This window comes from Pseudomonas farris, assembly GCF_019145235.1.
Classification (GTDB): domain Bacteria; phylum Pseudomonadota; class Gammaproteobacteria; order Pseudomonadales; family Pseudomonadaceae; genus Aquipseudomonas; species Aquipseudomonas farris.
In genome coordinates this window covers 18,726-32,953 of sequence record NZ_JAHSTV010000020.1, presented here as the reverse complement: position 1 = coordinate 32,953, position 14,228 = coordinate 18,726, and the positions used below count along the sequence as shown (strand labels likewise).

Below are 14,228 nucleotides of genomic sequence, written 5' to 3'. Positions count from 1 at the left end.
AGTCAGGCCTTCTGGCTGTGCAGGTTTTTCATCGCGCGGTTCCATTCACCGGCGAGGATATCCGGCAGCACGCCGAGGGCAAAGTCGATGCTGGCATCGAGTTTTTCCTGTTCGGCGCGTGGCGCACGACCGAGGACGAAATTTGAAACCATACTGGCAACGCCCGGGTGGCCAATGCCAAGCCGCAAGCGGTGAAAGGTATTCTGATTGCCCAGTTGCGCGATGATGTCGCGCAACCCGTTGTGACCGCCATGGCCGCCGCCCTGTTTGAGCTTGGCAACGCCCGGAGGCAGATCGAGTTCGTCATGCGCCACCAGGATTTCTTCAGGCTTGATGCGGAAGAAGCCGGCAAGTGCCGCGACGGCCTGGCCGCTGCGGTTCATGTAGGTGGTGGGAATCAGCAGACGAACATCCTGACCCTGATGCGAGTAGCGCCCGGTCAGGCCGAAATATTTGCGATCGGCTACAAGGTTGACACCCTGCGCGTGCGCGATGCGCTCAACAAAAAGGGCCCCTGCGTTATGCCGGGTCTGTTCGTATTCAGCGCCTGGATTTCCCAGGCCAACGATCAGTTTAATGGCAGTCACGATAGGGGCCCTTCCTTGAAGTGGTGGATAACATCGCCGCCATCAGGGCGTGCGGCGAAAGTGGACGACAAGTGCTCATTTACCATTATGTAAACTCCGCGTTCTCGCCCGCTTTCTCGCTACGCTCTAGTCCGCGATGTTTCCGGTCACTCCGGCGAACAGAGTGAAATTACTCTGCTGCGCCTTCTTCAGTAGCTTCTGGAGCAACACGTGGAGCGTGGACGTTGGCAACAGCCTTGTCATCGCCGTGTGCCAGAGCAACAAACTCAACGCCTTTAGGGGCTTTGAGGTCGGACAGGTGAATGATCGAACCGACTTCGGCGTTAGCCAGGTCGACTTCGATGAATTCAGGCAGGTCTTTTGGCAGGCAGGTCACTTCGATTTCCGAAACAACGTGCGAAACTTCGCCGCCTTTCTTGATCGGAGCTTCTTCACCAACAAAGTGTACAGGCACGATAGCGGTCAGTTTCTGGCCAGCTACAACGCGTACGAAGTCAGCGTGCAGTACGTGGCCTTTGGCCGGGTGACGCTGCAGAGCCTTGATGATTACGTTTTGCTTGGTGCCGCCAACGTTCAGCTCGATGATGTGGCTGTAAGCCGCTTCGTTTTCGAGCAGTTTGGCAACTTCTTTAGCCAGCATGCTGATGGATTCAGGGGCTTTGTCGCCGCCGTAAACTACAGCTGGAACCAGGCTTGCGAGACGACGCAGGCGGCGGCTCGCACCTTTCCCCAGGTCGGAACGCACTTCAGCATTCAGAGTAAAATCGTTCATGTTGTATCTCCAAAATAACCACATTCGCCCCGGCGTTTGCGACCAGCGCTTAAGGGCGATATGGGCAAAAAAGCCCCGCCCCGACAGGAATGCCGGGGCGGGGCGCTTTTCGTCAACGAGATGTAATGAAAAGGGCAGGGCCCTTAACGGAACATCGCGCTGATCGATTCTTCATTGCTGATGCGGCGAACCGCCTCGGCAACTACCGGTGCGATATCCAGTTGACGGATACGCGCACAGGCTTGTGCTGCAGCGGACAGCGGAATGGTGTTTGTTACCACCAGCTCGTCCAGCACGGAATTTTCAATGTTTTCGATCGCCCGACCCGACAGCACAGGGTGCGTGCAGTAGGCGAAAACCTTGGCAGCGCCATGCTCTTTCAAGGCCTTGGCCGCGTGGCACAGAGTGCCGGCGGTATCGACCATGTCATCGACCAGAATACAGGTACGCCCTTCGACATCACCGATGATATGCATCACTTCAGAGTGATTGGCTTTCTCACGGCGTTTGTCGATGATCCCGAGGTCCACGCCCAAGGATTTGGCAACAGCCCGTGCACGCACGACGCCGCCAATGTCTGGGGACACGATCATCAGGTTTTCGAAGCGCTGATCTTCAATGTCATCCACCAGTACCGGGGAGCCGTAGATGTTATCTACCGGAATATCGAAGAAGCCCTGAATCTGGTCAGCATGCAGATCAACCGTGAGAACACGGTCGATGCCGACTACGGTAAGCATGTCAGCAACGACTTTCGCGCTGATAGCCACACGTGCGGAACGCGGACGGCGATCCTGACGGGCATAACCAAAGTAAGGAATAACAGCAGTGATACGAGTAGCCGAGGAGCGGCGGAAGGCATCAGCCATCACTACCAGTTCCATCAGGTTATCGTTGGTCGGAGCGCAAGTCGGCTGAATAATGAAAACGTCTTTACCGCGAACGTTTTCATTGATCTCGGCAGTAATTTCGCCGTCGGAGAACTTACCGACAGAGATGTCACCGAGAGGGATATGCAGCTGACGTACAACACGCCGAGCCAGATCGGGGTTAGCGTTCCCCGTAAAGACCATCATCTTGGACACGCGCAGTACCTGAAGGCTGAGGGTAACCTGGATGAGTATAGGAAAATGGCAGGGGCGGCTGGATTCGAACCAACGCATGGCAGGATCAAAACCTGCTGCCTTACCGCTTGGCGACGCCCCTGTATCTGTTGCAACGAGTACCCAGTACTCGATTCCTTTTAGAGCAGACTTTGCAGCTTGCGATGCAACATCGAAACGTTGCTTCCTTTTGCTACAAACCCTGTAAGGGTCTCTGTCAGAAGGGCCGAGACTTTATCAGCTTCAGCTTTGCTTGGGAAGCCCCCAAACACACAACTTCCAGTTCCGGTGAGTTTTGCTTCGGTAAATTTACCTAACAAATTCAATGCGTTACGTACATCTGGGTAACGCCTTGCTACCACCGGTAAGCAGTCATTTCGACTGTTTCCCTTGGGAACGGGGCGCACTTTAATGGGAGGAGTGTTACGTGTCAACAGTGGATCTGAAAAAATTTCTGCTGTACTTACAGATACTTGCGGCACCAGCACGAGATACCACGGTTCTTCGGGCTCTACAGGGGTGAGTTTCTCCCCTACGCCCTCGGCGAAAGCCGCGTGGCCACGAACGAAAACCGGGACGTCGGCGCCAAGCGTAAGGCCCAGTGCGGCCAGCCGATCTTCATCCCAACCCAGTTGCCAAAGATGATTGAGGCCCAGCAATGTGGTCGCCGCATTCGAACTGCCGCCACCGATTCCACCGCCCATGGGCAGGATTTTTTCGATCCAGATGTCGACACCCAGCGAACAGCCGGATTGCTCCTGAAGTTTTTTTGCGGCTTTGACGATCAGGTTACTGTCGTGAGGGACGTCGGCGAATTCGGTGTGCAACCGAATCACGCCATCGTCGCGAACGGCGAAGGTGATTTCATCGCCGTAATCGAGGAACTGAAAAATCGTCTGCAACTCGTGGTAGCCGTCTTCACGGCGACCGAGGATGTGCAGCATCAGGTTGAGCTTGGCGGGCGAGGGCAATGTCAGGCGCGGTGCAGTCATGTTCACTGCCCCAGTTTGCGTGGTTGCCATTCCTTGATCACCAGCGTGACATCAAGGTCGGTGCCGTGCAGTTTGATCCGCTCGGGCAGCCAGTAGCCGTTTTGCTCGGCATAACTGAGGTATTCGACCTGCCAGCCATCCTGTTCGAGATTGGCCAGGCGGCTGTCGACGTCGAGGGTCAGGCGACTTTTGCTGTCCGGGGCCGGGAGCCCGCGAACCCACCAGGCCAGATGGGATACCGGCAATTTCCAGCCCAGTTGTTCTTCAACCAGGGCTTCCGGTGTCTGTGCGTCATAGCGGCCCTGATTGGCCACTTCCAGCGAGACTTTGCCCGGGCGACCGGTCAAGCGGGCTGCACCACGACCCAGCGGGCCGGAGAGACGGATGTCGTAGTAATCCTGGCGTTGCAGCCAGAACAGCGTGCCGCTACCCGAATCTTTTGGCGCGCGGATGCCGATTTTGCCGTTGATCTGCCAGCCGTCGAGGCCGGTCAGTTGCTGTTTGTGCTCGCGCCATTGGGCCTTGTTGCCTTGACCCTGGACCGATTCGCGGGCAACGAAGCCCGCGCAACCGGCGAGCAGGGCGATGAAGCTGAAAACGATGATGTGGCGCAAAAACATAACTTAAAGAGTCTCTGATCCGGTCAGGCGCTTGATGGTGCCGCGCAGGGTAGGGCTGTCGGGCTGTTCCTTGAGGAACTTGCTCCAGATTTGCTTGGCTTCGCGTTGTTTACCGTTGGCCCACAGCACTTCGCCCAGGTGAGCGGCGACTTCCTGATCGGGGAAGCGCTCCAGCGCCTGGCGCAAATACCGCTCGGCTTCATCGAGGTTACCCAGGCGGAAATTGACCCATCCGAGGCTGTCGAGGACTGCCGGGTCTTCCGGGTTGATCTGGTGCGCCTGTTCGATCAAGGCCTTGGCTTCGGCGTAGCGTGTGGTGCGGTCGGACAGGGTGTAGCCGAGGGCGTTCAACGCCATCGCATTGTTCGGGTCGCGCTTGATGATCAGTCGCAGATCTTTTTCCATCTGCGCCAGGTCATTGCGTTTTTCTGCCAGCATGGCCCGGGTATACAGCAGATTCAGATCATCGGGGTATTGCTGCAGCGCCTGCTGCAAGACTTTCCAGGCCTTGTCGCCCTGTTTGTTGGCAGACAAGGTTTCGGCTTCGATCAGGTACAACTGGATCGCGTAATCGGGTTGCTCGCCGCGTTCGGCTGCCAGACGGCTTTGGGCTTCGGCGGTCTTGCCGTTGCTCATCAGAATATCGGCCTGACGCAATTGCGCCGGCAGGTAATCGTTGCCCGCCCCGACCTGAGCGTATTCGATCAATGCGCCCTGCGGGTCGTTACGCTCTTCAGCAATGCGCCCCAGGTTCAGGTGTGCCGAGTCGACATGGCTTTCCCGAGCGATCAAATCTTCCAGGTAGCCTTTGGCCTCGTTCCACGCCTTGGCTTCCAGGCAGACCAGGGCCAGGGAATAACGCAGTTCGTCGTCTTCGGGGTATTGCTGCACCAGGCTCGAAAACTCGGCCTTGGCATCTTCCATGCGGTCCTGCTCAACCAGCATGCGCGCGTAAGTCAGGCGCAGGCGTTTGTCGTCCGGGTATTTCTTGATGCTTTTTTGCAGCAGTGGCAGGGCTTCATCGCCACGGTTGAGCCCTTGCAGCAGGCGCGCGCGCAGGAGGATCGGGGCTATTTCGCCCTCGTCTGGCGGGTTGTCTTCGAGCAGGGTCAGGGCACCTTTGGCATCGCCGTCCTGTTGCATCAGCAAGGCCTTGCCGAAAATCAGCTGGTTGTTGTGCGGATGGCGCTGCAACAAGCGGTCAAAACCTTTCATCAGGCCGTTGCGCGTGTCCTGGTCGGTATCGGCCGCGGACAGGGCGAGGAAGTCGAAATGTGTGTCGCCTTTGCCTTGCAGGACTTTCTCCATATAGACCATGGAGTCGTCGTAACGCCCGGCGCGGGCAAGTTGCACGGCAGCGGCCCGTTGCGCTTCGAGATCGTCCGGGGCGTTTTTGGCCCAGACCAGTGCGGTATCGAGGGCAGCCTGATCGGCACCCAGATACTCGGCAATGCGAAATGCCCGCTCGGAGATGCCCGGATCCTGGGTGTTGATGGCCTGGGTCACGTAGTTGTCCAGGGCAATGTCGTAACGATTGCGCTGGCCAGCCAATTCGGCGCTCAACAGGCTGAAGACGGTTTCTTCACTGAACGAGCTGTAAACCTTGGGCTTTTCAGGGGCCGGAGTGCTGTCTTCGACTGGCGGCGTACCGTCCGATGAAACGGGAGCCAAGGCCTGGCAGCCGCTGAGGAAGACAAAAGCGAGGAGCAACGCGGAAGATCTATTCATATAGGAAAAGGACGACTAACCTGCGGTCGGATCATCATGACACAAGCCTTCGGCCAAACATAACCGCCCGGCCAATTTACCCGCGCGGGCAATCCCCGCAGCCCCGGCGCTCTTGTAAACGAGAACGGATCGCAGCCTTCGGCAGCTCTTACAGGAGCGATAGATATCGAGTGGTTGTTCTGGCTCTGTCGAAGTAGGACAATTGTCGGCTTCACGTCACCATCAGCGACCTTGAATGGCCTTCCTTGCACTCGGTATTAACCACAAGACTGCTTCAGTAGACGTCCGCGAGCGCGTGGCCTTTACCCCTGAGCAGCTGGTTGAGGCCTTGCAGCAGCTCTGCCGACTCACCGACAGCCGCGAAGCTGCGATCCTCTCCACCTGCAATCGCAGTGAACTGTATATAGAACAGGATCACCTTTCGGCTGACGTCATATTGCGCTGGCTGGCCGATTATCATCATTTGAGCCTCGATGAGCTGCGCGCGAGCGCTTATGTGCATGAGGATGATGCGGCAGTTCGTCACATGATGCGGGTTGCCTCCGGGCTCGATTCGCTGGTGTTGGGTGAACCGCAGATTCTTGGTCAGATGAAGTCGGCCTACGCTGTGGCTCGCGAGGCTGGCACCATCGGTCCGCTGCTCGGGCGGCTGTTCCAGGCCACGTTCAATGCGGCCAAACAGGTGCGAACCGACACCGCCATCGGCGAAAACCCGGTATCCGTGGCGTTTGCCGCGGTCAGCCTGGCGAAACAGATTTTCAGTGATTTGCAACGCAGCCAGGCTTTGCTGATCGGCGCCGGCGAAACCATCACCTTGGTCGCCCGTCATCTGCATGAGCTGGGGGTGAAGCGAATCGTGGTCGCCAACCGCACCCTGGAGCGCGCGAGCATTCTGGCCGAACAGTTCGGCGCCCACGCAGTGCTGCTCTCGGACATCCCGGCAGAACTGGTGCGCAGCGACATCGTCATCAGTTCCACCGCCAGCCAGTTGCCGATTCTCGGTAAAGGCGCGGTGGAAAGTGCCTTGAAATTGCGCAAGCACAAGCCGATTTTCATGGTGGATATCGCCGTCCCTCGGGATATCGAACCGGAAGTCGGCGAGTTGGACGACGTATACCTGTATAGCGTCGACGATCTCCACGAAGTGGTCGCCGAAAACCTCAAGAGCCGTCAGGGCGCAGCCCAGGCCGCCGAAGAGATGGTGTCGATCGGTGCCGAAGATTTCATGGTTCGCCTGCGCGAACTGGCGGCGGTGGATGTGCTCAAGGCCTATCGTCAACAAAGCGAGCGCATGCGCGACGAAGAATTGCAGAAAGCCCAGCGTATGCTCGCCAATGGCAGCAGCGCCGAAGACGTGCTGGTGCAACTGGCCCGCGGCCTGACCAACAAACTCTTGCATGCCCCAAGCGTGCAATTGAAAAAGCTCTCTGCCGAAGGCCGCCTCGATGCGCTGGCCATGGCCCAGGAACTCTTTGCCCTCGGTGAGGGCTCATCGGATAGCTTTTCGGATAAGAAACCGCAATGAAAGCGTCACTGCTCAATAAGCTGGACATCCTCCAGGACCGTTTCGAGGAATTGACCGCCCTGCTTGGCGACGGCGAGGTCATTTCCGATCAAAACAAGTTCCGCACCTATTCCAAGGAATACGCGGAAGTCGAGCCGATCGTGGGCACCTATAAACAGCTGCTTAAAGTGCAGGGCGACCTCGAAGGGGCTCAGGCGCTGCTCAAGGACAGCGACCCGGACATGCGCGAAATGGCCGTGGAAGAAGTCCGCGAAGCCAAAGAGCAACTGATCGAAATCGAAGCTCAACTGCAACGCATGCTGCTGCCCAAAGATCCCAATGACGGGCGCAACGTATTCCTCGAAATCCGTGCCGGCACCGGCGGTGACGAAGCGGCAATCTTCTCCGGCGACCTGTTCCGCATGTATTCGCGTTACGCCGAGCGGCGTGGCTGGCGGGTAGAGATTCTCTCGGAGAACGAAGGTGAACACGGCGGCTATAAAGAAGTCATTGCCCGGGTCGAAGGCGAGAACGTTTACGGCAAGCTGAAGTTCGAGTCCGGTGCGCACCGCGTACAGCGGGTTCCGGCCACTGAATCCCAGGGCCGCATCCACACGTCAGCCTGCACCGTGGCCGTGTTGCCCGAGCCGGACGAGCAGGAAGCGATCGAGATCAACCCGGCGGATCTGCGGGTCGACACCTATCGCTCCTCCGGTGCCGGTGGTCAGCACGTCAACAAGACCGATTCGGCGATTCGTATCACACACTTGCCGTCCGGTATTGTCGTCGAGTGCCAGGAAGAACGTTCCCAGCACAAGAACCGTGCCCGGGCGATGTCCTGGCTGTCGGCCAAGCTTAACGATCAGCAGACCAGCGCCGCCGCGAACGCAATCGCTAGCGAGCGTAAATTGCTGGTAGGTTCCGGTGACCGTTCCGAGCGTATTCGCACCTATAACTTTGCCCAGGGCCGGGTCACCGACCACCGGGTCAACCTGACGCTGTATTCGCTCGACGAAATCCTCGCCGGTGGCGTGGATGCGGTGATCGAACCGCTGCTGGCCGAGTACCAGGCCGACCAATTGGCAGCGATAGGTGAGTAAATGACGATCATTGCCAGTTTGTTGCGCGCCGCTGATTTGCCCGACTCGCCCACCGCGCGTCTGGATGCCGAATTGCTGCTGGCGGCTGCCTTGGGCAAGTCCCGCAGTTTTCTGCACACCTGGCCTGAACGTATCGTCCCGAGCGAAGCAGCACTGAAGTTTGCCGAGTATCTGCAGCGCCGCCGTAGCGGTGAGCCGGTGGCCTACATTCTGGGGCAGCAAGGCTTCTGGAAACTCGATCTGGAAGTCGCGCCCCATACGCTGATTCCACGTCCCGACACCGAATTGCTGGTAGAAGCCGCGCTGGAACTGTTGCCGGCCAAACCGGCCAAGGTGCTCGACTTGGGCACTGGCAGTGGTGCCATCGCCCTGGCGCTGGCCAGTGAGCGTCCGGCCTGGAGCGTCACCGCCGTGGATCGCGTGCTGGAAGCCGTGGCCCTGGCCGAGCGCAATCGCCAGCGCTTGAGCCTGAGCAATGCCACCGTGCTGAGCAGCCATTGGTTCAGCGCCCTGGAAGGCCAGCGTTTCCAACTGATCATCAGCAATCCGCCCTATATCGCTTCGAGCGATCCGCATTTGGTGGAGGGCGATGTGCGCTTCGAACCGGCCAGTGCACTGGTGGCCGGCGTCGATGGGCTCGACGATTTGCGTCTGATCGTCGCCCAGGCACCGGATCACCTCGAGGCGGGTGGCTGGTTGATGCTCGAACATGGTTACGATCAAGCCGAGGCCGTGCGCGATTTGCTGCTGACCTGCGGCTTTGAAGAGGTCCATAGCCGCACCGATCTGGGCGGTCACCAACGCATCAGTCTGGGGCACTTGCCGTGCTGAATGATCAGGAATTACTGCGCTATAGCCGGCAGATTCTGCTGCAACACGTCGACATCGACGGCCAGCTACGGCTCAAAGAAAGCCGCGTGCTGATTGTCGGCCTCGGCGGTCTCGGTTCACCGGTTGCGCTGTACCTGGCGGCGGCCGGTATCGGTGAGTTGCATCTGGCGGACTTCGACACGGTCGACCTGACCAATCTGCAACGCCAGATCGTTCACGACACCGACAGCGTCGGCCTGAGCAAAGTCGATTCGGCGATCCGTCGCCTGACCGCGATCAATCCCCAGATTCAGCTGATTGCCCATCGCACCGCCCTGGATGAAGATTCCCTGGCAGCGGCCGTTGCGGGGGTGGATCTGGTGCTGGACTGTTCCGATAATTTTTCCACCCGCGAAGCGGTCAACGCCGCGTGTGTGGCTGCGCGCAAACCGCTGGTCAGCGGTGCGGCGATTCGGCTGGAAGGGCAATTGTCGGTCTTCGACCCTCGTCGCCCGGAAAGTCCGTGCTACCACTGTTTATACGGGCACGGCAGCGAGGCCGAGCTGACCTGCAGCGAGGCCGGCGTACTCGGTCCACTGGTAGGCCTGGTCGGTAGCCTGCAAGCCCTTGAAGCGCTGAAATTGCTGGTGGGGTTCGGTGAACCGCTGGTGGGGCGTCTGTTATTGATCGATGCCTTGGGCACGCGCTTCCGTGAGTTGCGGGTCAAGCGTGATCCGGGCTGCAGTGTCTGCGGGTCAAGCCATGCGTGAAGCACCGATTGGAGTGTTCGATTCCGGTGTCGGTGGGCTGTCGGTGTTGGCCGAGATCCAGCAGTTGCTGCCCAACGAATCTCTGTTGTACCTCGGCGATTGCGGGAATATTCCCTACGGTGAGAAATCCCCGGCATTCATCAGTCAGCGTTGCAGTGTCATGGCGCAGTTTTTTCAGCAGCAGGGCGCCAAGGCGCTGGTGCTCGCTTGCAACACCGCGACCGTCGCGGGTGTTGCGGACTTGCGGCGCGATTTCCCTGAGTGGCCCATCGTCGGCATGGAGCCCGCGGTCAAACCGGCTGCAGCGGCGACGCGCAGCGGTGTAGTTGGCGTACTCGCCACCACCGGTACTTTACAGAGTGCCAAGTTCGCCGCCTTGCTCGACCGTTTCGCCGCCGATGTGCGAGTCATCACTCAGCCATGCCCCGGGTTGGTGGAGCTGATTGAAAATGGCGATTTGCATAGCGAGGCATTGCGTCAGTTGCTGCAAGGGTATGTCGATCCGCTGCTGGCTGCAGGTGCAGACACGATCATTCTTGGCTGCACGCACTATCCCTTTTTAAAGCCACTGCTTAAGCAGATGATCCCCCAGAGCATCAGCCTGATCGATACCGGTGCCGCTGTGGCACGGCAGCTTCAACGATTGTTGGCCGAGCGTGAGTTGCTGGCCGAGGGACCTGCTCGCGCTGCCCGGTTCTGGACGAGTGCGGATCCGGAGCATTTCAGAAATATCTTGCCGGTTTTGTGGCATTCGACGGGCGTTGTGCAAAGCTTCGACTTGTAGATAAAAAAAGAGATCACACGAATAATTGAGCTGAACTTCTGATCAAGCTTCAACTTCTATAGCTTTGTCTGTTGGGCAGCATAAAAACCATACGAAATTGTTCGGAAAAGGATGTTTCTAATGAAGCGACTATTCTGCTTGGCCGCGATTGCGACCGCATTGATGGGGCACAGTTTTACCGCGCAGGCAGCAGGGGTGGAATTCGGGGTCGGCCAGACCAGCGATTCGACCATGACTTACCGATTGGGCATGCAATTCGACTGGGACAAGAGCTGGTTGCAGAGTGATATCGGTCGCTTGACCGGCTACTGGAGCGGCGCTTACACCTATTGGGAGGGCGATGAAACGTCGAGCAATCACAGTTTGTCATTCTCGCCGGTGCTGGTGTACGAGTTTGCCGGTCAGACCATCAAACCCTACGTTGAAGCGGGTATCGGCATCGCGGTGTTTGCCAACACCGAAGTCGAAGACAACAAACTGGGTAGTGCCTTTCAGTTCGAAGACCGTTTCGGGTTTGGTCTGCGTTTTACCGGAGGACATGAAGTCGGGATTCGCGCTACGCACTATTCCAATGGCGGGATCAGTAGCCCGAACGATGGCGTAGAGAGTTACTCGCTGCATTACACGATGCCGTTGTAAGCAGTACTGCACCTTTAATGTGGGAGCGGGCTTGCTCGCGAATGCGATTTAACATTCAACACTGATGTTGACTGACAATCCGCTTTCGCGAGCAAGCCCGCTCCCACATTGGATTTTCGGTAGCCTGTTGTGTTCGCTCACCGATACGCCGTCGCAATCCCTTGGCGTTCGGTGATGCATTCCGGTGCGCCCATTTCGAACTCCCGGCAGATCAGCGGACGTTTTTCGTAGATGGTGCACATCATGCTGTTGCGATCCAGAGCGGCGCACCAGCCGTCATCCAGTCGCAGCATGACTTCCCCGCCCCAATCATCGGTATCGATAAAACGCTCGGGCACGCCGGTGTCGGTGATCAACATGACTTCAAGCTGGCAGCAGCAGGCCGCGCAGGTTGAGCAGGTGACCGCAGGTTCGGCGATTTGCGTGTGGGGAATGGTTTTCATGGCACGCAGTGTAAGGCAGTGGGCCCACGCTGTGTGAAAGGCCTGACGGACGCTCAGGCTTCACGGCAGATCCTCGACCGGCGGATTGTTTCGCTCCACGTGCTTGCCGATTTCCAGTCCCGTCTGGTCGGGTTTTTGCGGCAGAGGCCAAAGGACAGGCATGACCAGTTCCGGTAAGGAGAGCTCCAGTGGACGATGCTTGAGCATGTCGAAGAGGTATTGTGCAGCTTTTTCCGCCGACCAGTCGAGGTGTTCTGGAACGTCGTTGCTCAGGGGAATATCGATAAGTCCTGGGCTGACTATGGTCATTTCGATGTTTTCCGGCGCCACGTCGAGGCGCAAGGACTCGAAAAGGTGACGCAACCCGGGTTTTGAATCGCCATAGGATTCGGCCCGCGGCAGGGGCAGATAGGTCACCGAGCTGGCCATGCCCACCAGATGCGGTGCAGTGCCCGCCTGCAGCAGGGGCCGGGCCGTTTCGATGCAATAGCTGCTGGCAAGCAGGTTGGTACGCACGATGTGCTCGATGATTGACGAGTCGAACTGATGGGCGTCGACGTATTCGCAGGTGCCCGCATTGAGGATCATGGTGTCCAGAGAACCCCATTCGTTGGCAATCTGCTCGCCGATTTCGCGCACCCGTTGGCCATTGGTCAAATCACCCGCAACCACCAGCACTTGTCCGGGATAACGCTGAGACAGGGCTTCCAATGGCGCCAGTGAGCGGGAGCTGACAGCCAGGTGGGCACCGGTTTTCAGTATTTCTTCGGCCAGCGCGGCACCAATACCGTTGCTGACACCGGTCAACCAGTAGCGCCTTGGAGGTGTGCGACTCATTCCAATTCCCTTTTTATAATTTTCCGGATCAATTGCGTATTTTATAACGCAATGCTGCGGCATCAAACTAATTCCAGGGGTGATAAGCCATGTCGGGATGGCAGGTTCTTGAACGCGGCCAAGGCCCGTTCGCGGGAAGTGCTCAGGTTGACGATCGGCGATGGATAATTGCTTACGCCGAATAATCCGTCGAAATTTGCCGGGTTGTGCAGGTCTTTTTTGTTCATTCCATTGATCTGCGGCAACCAATGCTTGATGAAAACCCCCTCGGCGTCGAACTTTTCCGACTGGCTCAGTGGGTTGAAAATCCGGAAGTAGGGCGCCGAATCGGTGCCGGTGGACGAACTCCACTGCCAGCCACCGTTGTTCGCCGCCAGATCGCCGTCAATCAGATGCCGCATGAAGAAACGCTCGCCTTCACGCCAGTCGATCAGCAGGTTTTTGGTCAGGAACATTGCCACGACCATGCGTAAACGGTTGTGCATCCAGCCGGTCTCCAGCAATTGGCGCATGGCGGCATCGATGATCGGCAGGCCGGTACGGCCTTGTTGCCAGGCCTTGAGGTCTTCCGGGGCGTCACGCCAGGCGAGGGCTTCGGTTTCCTGGCGAAAGGCGCGGTGCCGGGAGACCCGTGGGTAGCCCACCAGAATGTGCTTGTAGAATTCGCGCCACAGCAACTCGTTGATCCAGGTGACCGCACCGATCTTGCCGCTTTCGAGTTCCCCCTGATTGCTTTGCAATGCGGCGTGCAGACACTGACGAGGGGAGATGACCCCAGCGGTCAGATAGGCCGAGAGCCGGCTGGTGCCGGGTTTTGCCGGGAAATCGCGCTCGCTGTGGTAATTGTCGATCTGCGCGTCGGTAAAGGTCTCGAGGCGGCGTCGGGCCTCGGCTTCGCCGGCCGGCCAGAGAGCACGCAAACTGTCGCTGGGCGTGTCGAAACCCTCGACATGAGAGGGCGGTTTGTCGCTGGCGATACCCAGTGGCGCCTGAATGGCGGGGGCGGTAACCAATCTCGGCAATGATGCATGCAAGCGTTCGTAGCAGACCTTGCGGAACTGGCTGAAGACCTGGAAATAGGTGCCGGTTCTGGTCAGCACAGTGCCAGGCTTGAACAGCAGTTGATCGAGGTAGCAGTAAAAGTCGATGCCTTGGGCTTTCAGGGCTTGAGCCACCGCGGCATCACGACGGGTTTCATGAATGCCGTATTCCTCGTTGGCGTGCACTGCGTTGATCTTCAATTGCTGGCACAACTCGAGCAGAACCTTCGGTGCCTCATCCCAACGGGGCGCCTTGCGAATCAGCAGCGGGATGTTCAGGGCGCCCAGCGCATGACGTAATTCGCTCAGGTTGCGCAGCCAGAAATCCACTTTGCACGGCGCATCGTCATGCGCCAGCCATTGCTGTGGACTCAGCAAATACACCGCCACACTCGGGCCCCGCGCTGCGGCGGCCGAGAGGGCGGTGTTGTCATGTAGACGCAAGTCGCTGCGCAGCCAGATCAATTGCATGGTGGTATCCGCGCGATCCATTAAAAAT

General features: G+C 58.3%; 15 protein-coding genes and 1 tRNA gene. 6 read left to right on the top strand and 10 right to left on the bottom strand.

From position 1 onward, the window contains the following. Positions 1-2: 2 nt before the first annotated feature. From pth to KVG95_RS28815, 7 genes are all read right to left on the bottom strand, one after another. On the bottom strand, positions 3-587 hold the full coding sequence (pth, locus tag KVG95_RS28845) for an aminoacyl-tRNA hydrolase (protein ID WP_007905795.1): 585 nt from the start codon (positions 585-587) through the stop codon (positions 3-5). Positions 588-756: 169 nt separating this feature from the next. Then, positions 757-1,359: a 50S ribosomal protein L25/general stress protein Ctc gene (locus KVG95_RS28840; RefSeq protein ID WP_052965810.1), complete on the bottom strand. Its 603-nt coding sequence runs from the start codon at positions 1,357-1,359 to the stop codon at positions 757-759. Between the two features lie 143 nt (positions 1,360-1,502). Further along, the gene (locus tag KVG95_RS28835; RefSeq protein ID WP_003171603.1) at positions 1,503-2,444 is read right to left on the bottom strand and encodes a ribose-phosphate pyrophosphokinase; all 942 of its coding nucleotides are present in this window, start codon (positions 2,442-2,444) and stop codon (positions 1,503-1,505) included. Between the two features lie 46 nt (positions 2,445-2,490). Next, positions 2,491-2,565 (bottom strand) — tRNA-Gln (locus KVG95_RS28830). Positions 2,566-2,602: 37 nt separating this feature from the next. Continuing rightward, positions 2,603-3,454, bottom strand: a complete 852-nt coding sequence (gene ispE, locus KVG95_RS28825) for a 4-(cytidine 5'-diphospho)-2-C-methyl-D-erythritol kinase (protein ID WP_038981569.1) — start codon at positions 3,452-3,454, stop codon at positions 2,603-2,605. Between the two features lie 2 nt (positions 3,455-3,456). Beyond that, complete coding sequence (lolB, locus tag KVG95_RS28820) at positions 3,457-4,074, bottom strand: lipoprotein insertase outer membrane protein LolB (protein WP_217858851.1); 618 nt, start codon at positions 4,072-4,074, stop codon at positions 3,457-3,459. Between the two features lie 3 nt (positions 4,075-4,077). Continuing rightward, positions 4,078-5,802 carry a tetratricopeptide repeat protein gene (locus tag KVG95_RS28815; RefSeq protein WP_217858850.1) on the bottom strand — a complete coding sequence of 575 codons (1,725 nt, stop codon included), beginning with the start codon at positions 5,800-5,802 and terminating at the stop codon, positions 4,078-4,080. A gap of 235 nt (positions 5,803-6,037) precedes the next feature. Between KVG95_RS28815 and hemA the strand changes: the two genes are divergently transcribed. The 6 genes from hemA to KVG95_RS28785 all read left to right on the top strand — a co-directional run bounded on the left by hemA (position 6,038) and on the right by KVG95_RS28785 (position 11,409). Beyond that, positions 6,038-7,327 (top strand): glutamyl-tRNA reductase, encoded by a 1,290-nt coding sequence (gene hemA, locus KVG95_RS28810; protein WP_052965803.1) that lies wholly within the window; start codon positions 6,038-6,040, stop codon positions 7,325-7,327. Next, positions 7,324-8,406 carry a peptide chain release factor 1 gene (gene prfA, locus KVG95_RS28805; protein ID WP_095051167.1) on the top strand — a complete coding sequence of 361 codons (1,083 nt, stop codon included), beginning with the start codon at positions 7,324-7,326 and terminating at the stop codon, positions 8,404-8,406. Before hemA ends, prfA begins: the two co-directional genes overlap by 4 nt. Beyond that, positions 8,407-9,237: a peptide chain release factor N(5)-glutamine methyltransferase gene (gene prmC / locus KVG95_RS28800; RefSeq protein WP_217858849.1), complete on the top strand. Its 831-nt coding sequence runs from the start codon at positions 8,407-8,409 to the stop codon at positions 9,235-9,237. Beyond that, positions 9,231-9,986, top strand: a complete 756-nt coding sequence (locus KVG95_RS28795) for a molybdopterin-synthase adenylyltransferase MoeB (RefSeq protein ID WP_217858848.1) — start codon at positions 9,231-9,233, stop codon at positions 9,984-9,986. Before prmC ends, KVG95_RS28795 begins: the two co-directional genes overlap by 7 nt. Then, on the top strand, positions 9,979-10,770 hold the full coding sequence (gene murI, locus KVG95_RS28790; protein ID WP_217858847.1) for a glutamate racemase: 792 nt from the start codon (positions 9,979-9,981) through the stop codon (positions 10,768-10,770). The genes KVG95_RS28795 and murI overlap by 8 nt, the downstream gene beginning before the upstream one ends. 120 nt (positions 10,771-10,890) lie before the next feature. Beyond that, complete coding sequence (locus tag KVG95_RS28785) at positions 10,891-11,409, top strand: acyloxyacyl hydrolase (protein WP_052965794.1); 519 nt, start codon at positions 10,891-10,893, stop codon at positions 11,407-11,409. A gap of 137 nt (positions 11,410-11,546) precedes the next feature. Here KVG95_RS28785 and KVG95_RS28780 read toward each other — a convergent pair whose 3' ends face one another. The 3 genes from KVG95_RS28780 to phrB all read right to left on the bottom strand — a co-directional run bounded on the left by KVG95_RS28780 (position 11,547) and on the right by phrB (position 14,200). After that, positions 11,547-11,852: a YkgJ family cysteine cluster protein gene (locus KVG95_RS28780; RefSeq protein WP_007905822.1), complete on the bottom strand. Its 306-nt coding sequence runs from the start codon at positions 11,850-11,852 to the stop codon at positions 11,547-11,549. Positions 11,853-11,912: 60 nt separating this feature from the next. After that, complete coding sequence (locus tag KVG95_RS28775; protein ID WP_217858846.1) at positions 11,913-12,689, bottom strand: SDR family NAD(P)-dependent oxidoreductase; 777 nt, start codon at positions 12,687-12,689, stop codon at positions 11,913-11,915. Between the two features lie 62 nt (positions 12,690-12,751). Further along, the gene (gene phrB, locus KVG95_RS28770; RefSeq protein ID WP_217858845.1) at positions 12,752-14,200 is read right to left on the bottom strand and encodes a deoxyribodipyrimidine photo-lyase; all 1,449 of its coding nucleotides are present in this window, start codon (positions 14,198-14,200) and stop codon (positions 12,752-12,754) included. Positions 14,201-14,228 lie beyond the last annotated feature (28 nt).

What these genes read in the sequence shown, in the direction of transcription:
- KVG95_RS28785 (WP_052965794.1), top strand. Translation starts at nt 10,891, where the DNA reads ATGAAGCGACTATTCTGCTTGGCCGCGATTGCGACCGCATTGATGGGG.
- ispE (WP_038981569.1), bottom strand. Translation starts at nt 3,454, where the DNA reads ATGACTGCACCGCGCCTGACATTGCCCTCGCCCGCCAAGCTCAACCTG.
- KVG95_RS28815 (WP_217858850.1), bottom strand. Translation starts at nt 5,802, where the DNA reads ATGAATAGATCTTCCGCGTTGCTCCTCGCTTTTGTCTTCCTCAGCGGC.
- lolB (WP_217858851.1), bottom strand. Translation starts at nt 4,074, where the DNA reads ATGTTTTTGCGCCACATCATCGTTTTCAGCTTCATCGCCCTGCTCGCC.
- phrB (WP_217858845.1), bottom strand. Translation starts at nt 14,200, where the DNA reads ATGCAATTGATCTGGCTGCGCAGCGACTTGCGTCTACATGACAACACC.
- prfA (WP_095051167.1), top strand. Translation starts at nt 7,324, where the DNA reads ATGAAAGCGTCACTGCTCAATAAGCTGGACATCCTCCAGGACCGTTTC.
- KVG95_RS28775 (WP_217858846.1), bottom strand. Translation starts at nt 12,689, where the DNA reads ATGAGTCGCACACCTCCAAGGCGCTACTGGTTGACCGGTGTCAGCAAC.
- KVG95_RS28840 (WP_052965810.1), bottom strand. Translation starts at nt 1,359, where the DNA reads ATGAACGATTTTACTCTGAATGCTGAAGTGCGTTCCGACCTGGGGAAA.
- KVG95_RS28780 (WP_007905822.1), bottom strand. Translation starts at nt 11,852, where the DNA reads ATGAAAACCATTCCCCACACGCAAATCGCCGAACCTGCGGTCACCTGC.
- murI (WP_217858847.1), top strand. Translation starts at nt 9,979, where the DNA reads ATGCGTGAAGCACCGATTGGAGTGTTCGATTCCGGTGTCGGTGGGCTG.
- hemA (WP_052965803.1), top strand. Translation starts at nt 6,038, where the DNA reads ATGGCCTTCCTTGCACTCGGTATTAACCACAAGACTGCTTCAGTAGAC.
- prmC (WP_217858849.1), top strand. Translation starts at nt 8,407, where the DNA reads ATGACGATCATTGCCAGTTTGTTGCGCGCCGCTGATTTGCCCGACTCG.